General features: G+C 46.4%; 2 protein-coding genes. Both read left to right on the forward strand.

Features of this window, described 5'->3' with window-relative positions; translation table 11 throughout:
* Positions 1–521: 521 nt before the first annotated feature.
* The gene (locus HMPREF9439_RS02025) at positions 522–3,203 is read left to right on the forward strand and encodes an autotransporter outer membrane beta-barrel domain-containing protein (RefSeq protein ID WP_008863503.1); all 2,682 of its coding nucleotides are present in this window, start codon (positions 522–524) and stop codon (positions 3,201–3,203) included.
* 281 nt (positions 3,204–3,484) lie between these two features.
* Positions 3,485–3,757, forward strand: a 273-nt coding sequence (locus tag HMPREF9439_RS02030; RefSeq protein ID WP_008863505.1) for a 1-deoxy-D-xylulose-5-phosphate synthase N-terminal domain-containing protein, incomplete at its 3' end; no start/stop codon positions are given.

Here is a 3,757-nt window from a genome sequence, read left to right on the forward strand (position 1 = left end):
GAATGCTCATGCCGAGCACACCAAAAAACGGCCTGCCATACGGCCGTTTTTCTATTTTTACATTTTTCTCAAGTTCTCAAAATAGTTTCCTATTTATCTCTGTATCCAATCAGAAAACCATTCTCAATATGAGTCGATCTGTACTTCGACCCTCACGGTTTAGCCAGGTAATTTCCGTTGCCTCACCTCTTTAAGTTGGAGGATATCCTCTCTAAACAAGGATAGACGTCATAGGGGTATTTTCAGCGAAATCATCTTTGCTACAAAGTTAACCCCTAATATCTTCTAAATTTTGCCAAACTATAAGTAAATTAACCCCCCCCTATCCTTTCTCCCGCTTTGAGAGTGTATTACGTCACTTTTCGCTCTAGGCGTATACCATAAAAAACAGTTTAATTATTTTATTTTCTGTGTGCTCATAGAGCATTTTTTTATTAGATTACAGGATAAATACCCCTTAGAAAAGCAATTAGCTTACTGCAGTTAAAAGCTTTTTCAGCGGAAAGATACGAGTTATTTCAATGAAAATAAAGAATTGCTTTTATTTTCGGCGTGCCGCAGCTGCCATTGCACTATTTTTTGCCATCCCAATGTTGACCGCTGCAGGTCAATTCGATGCACTGCATCAGGGAATCGCACAAAATACGGACACTCTTATCGGAAACTGGCAGCAGTTTTTCCCCGGTCTCGAGGGCCAAATCAACGCGGCATTTGAAGAAGGACGAAAGACAGGAAATTTTATTTTCCACAGCAATGCCGCTCCGGTCGCATGGAATGTCTCCGAAAACGGTACCATTGCGGTCAACTCCATTAACGCAGGCTATTTCAGATCGCTCCGCAATCCCGCGAATCACCAGTTCCTTTTCCCGGGGCTTTCGGTCGAAAGTCAAAACGTCAATATCTCTGCCGGACGCGATCTTATCGTTACACCCGTTCCCGTGGCCGAAAAAGGATTTGGTTACGCTCTGAGCGTCGGACCGGATCAGACTGCCAATCTCGGCGCCGGAGATCGCATTATCCTCATGACGCCAAGAAACCCGGACAACTCTTCCTACTATGACGATCTTTCCGTCGCGCTTTCCGAGAATGCCTCGGCCACAATGCAGGCAAGACAAGTAATACTTTTCGGCGGAATTTCGGCTACGTACTCTCGCCTGCTGAAAATGTCAGCTTCATCTGGGATTTATTTCTTATCTCCTAACGAACGAAGCGCAGGAACGATCTCCACAATTCAGCTGCTTAGCTGCGAGATGGATCTGGATGCTCCCGATATTTTGATTGATAGAAAAGTTCAAATCGGCCAGATTATTCTCGGAACCGACCATCCCAGCTCTCTTAACATCGGGCGCGACCCGCAATCAGGAGTTCTGACGAAAAATGTCTTCTTCACCAAGGAGGTCGACGTTGAAGCCAACAGCAGTCTCAATTTAACCTCGGCTCAAACCGCCGTCTTTCAGGGACATTTAAATCTCATTCGCGATGCTCAGGCCGACATCCGGTCTCGTCAAATTGAAATTGAGAAATTATTTCTCGGAAACTTGGGCTCTCACGCTCGCTTCCGTGTTGACAGCGATGGGCACATGGTAGTTCATGAGCCTGTTTCGGTCGGCTCCACTTCCGGCCTAACCATTGACTTAGGAGAACACTCTACCCTTTCTGCTGCCGTCGATACCCACGAGGGAGGCGGCAGTCGAGTAACGATGCATCGAGATTCCTATTGGTTTGTCCCCGAGGACAGCAATTTGTCCCTTGTAAATGTTGAACCCTCGAGTTATATCCAGCTGGGACAGCAAGGTCATCCTTCTCAAATGGAAACTGAGACTCTTAAAGGAAACGGTGCTGTCTTTTACCTTACAGCGGGTTCGACAGGATCCCTAAATATCTCCAAAAGCAGCGAAGGCAAGCATGCCTTCCTCTTAGGATCCTCCGGCGTTTCGCTCGCTAACACCGGCTATCTTTACCATATTGCAGTCAATGATGACTCTCCGAACAGCCTGGATAAAGCCACTTTTTCCTTAGCCAATGACGGAATCATAGACGCCGGCCCTTATATGTATAAATTAGGGCTTTACCCGTTCAAAAAAGGAGACTCCAGGGTCTGGGCAATATTGGGGACCCAATCGCTCAAACCGGTCTTGCCCGATAACCCTGAGACTCCGACAGATCCGTCCGAACCTCCTGATGAGGTTATTCCTAAACCGGATCTGCCGGAACTGCCGTTTGATCCGACAAACCCGCCTGAGCTTGATGACTCGGCCGAAAAACCCATCGGATTGTCTCCTGCTGCCAAACTGACTTTAGCTAGCGCAGCCTCCGGCAACCAAATCATTCAATTCTTGGGATCCTTAGATGATCTAAGAAGCCGAGTGGGAGAAGTTCGTGAAGGTGCCGAAGACGGTTCCTATATTCTGTACCGATACGATAAGAGCCGGTTTGAGTCGCACTACTCGGCCAACAGTACGTTTAAATATTCCGCCTTTACGATCGGGGCCGACCGGAAGTTCAGCTCCGGCTGGGTCCTAGGCGCCAACCTCCTGTTAACGAGGGGAAATATTCATGTTGACGACGCTCCCGGCAATCATTCTCGTGTGGAATCCGTCGGAGCTAAATTTTATGCTGCGTGGCTCGGAGACAAAGGACAATATATTGACTCGGTCTTATCCGTAAATCGCTACCACAACAAACTAAGCGCCAAAAATATTGATGAAAGTATCTCAACAGCCGATTATCACAACTACGGTTTGGGTTTATCTGTTGAAATCGGTCACCGTCTCGAGTTCACCCAAACTTCGAAATTGGGCTCATGGTTTATCGATCCTCAAGTACAACTGAGTTACTTCCGCGCAAATGGCGCCTCTTTTCACTTCAGCAACGATATGAAGGTCCGCGTTAAATCAACCGATAGTTTGAACGGGCGCCTGGGAATTGATTTAGGAAAAAACTTCCGCAGCAAAGAAGGAAAACTGTCCGGACAAGTCTATTTAAGAGGTGGTGTCAGACACGATTTCTTAGGAAGGACATCTATCCAAATGAATGAATTCTCATTTAAAGACCGCTCCATAGGAACTCGTGTTTACTATGGCATCGGCGCGGAGAGTCTGTTGAAGGATCGCCTCAAAGCCTTCGCTCAAATCAATCGGGAATCAGGCCGCCACCTTAAAACAGATTTTCAAATTAAAGTCGGTTTGAAATATCTATTTTGAAAAAATCGGGACGCTTCGGGAAAGGTCTTTTAGAGTTTCTAGCTTTTCCATTTCTGTTTCCTGCAAGAGCTTCCTCCGAAGCCAACCCAATCGACCCCTTTTGCCCCAAGAAAATGCTTCTTTGCCCGATTTTCCGGGCATTTTGCCCATTCCTCCATCTCGTATCACACAGTAACAACTCAACACTATTGCGGTGTCCTTTTTGAGTCCGTTTTTTTTTCGCTTATGTCCCCAAAAATCTATCTTCACCAGGGTAGCTTTATTTTTTGAGGAGAACTTAAATGAAACTCATTGATATTCACTCACCACAGGACATTAAGCCACTCACTATTGACGACCTCAAAGATCTCGCTAAACAGATGAGAGCCGCCATCATTAACTACACCTCCACAATAGGAGGACACGTAGGACCCAATCTCGGCGACGTTGAAGCTCTGATTGGTGTTCATTATGTCTTTGACGCCCCGAAAGATAAGATCGTCATTGACGTCTCCCACCAAGACTTCGTACTTGACATCCTCCTCGTCATAAATGACAAGGATTCCATACCACCT

This window comes from Parasutterella excrementihominis YIT 11859 (assembly GCF_000205025.1).
Classification (GTDB): domain Bacteria; phylum Pseudomonadota; class Gammaproteobacteria; order Burkholderiales; family Burkholderiaceae_F; genus Parasutterella; species Parasutterella excrementihominis.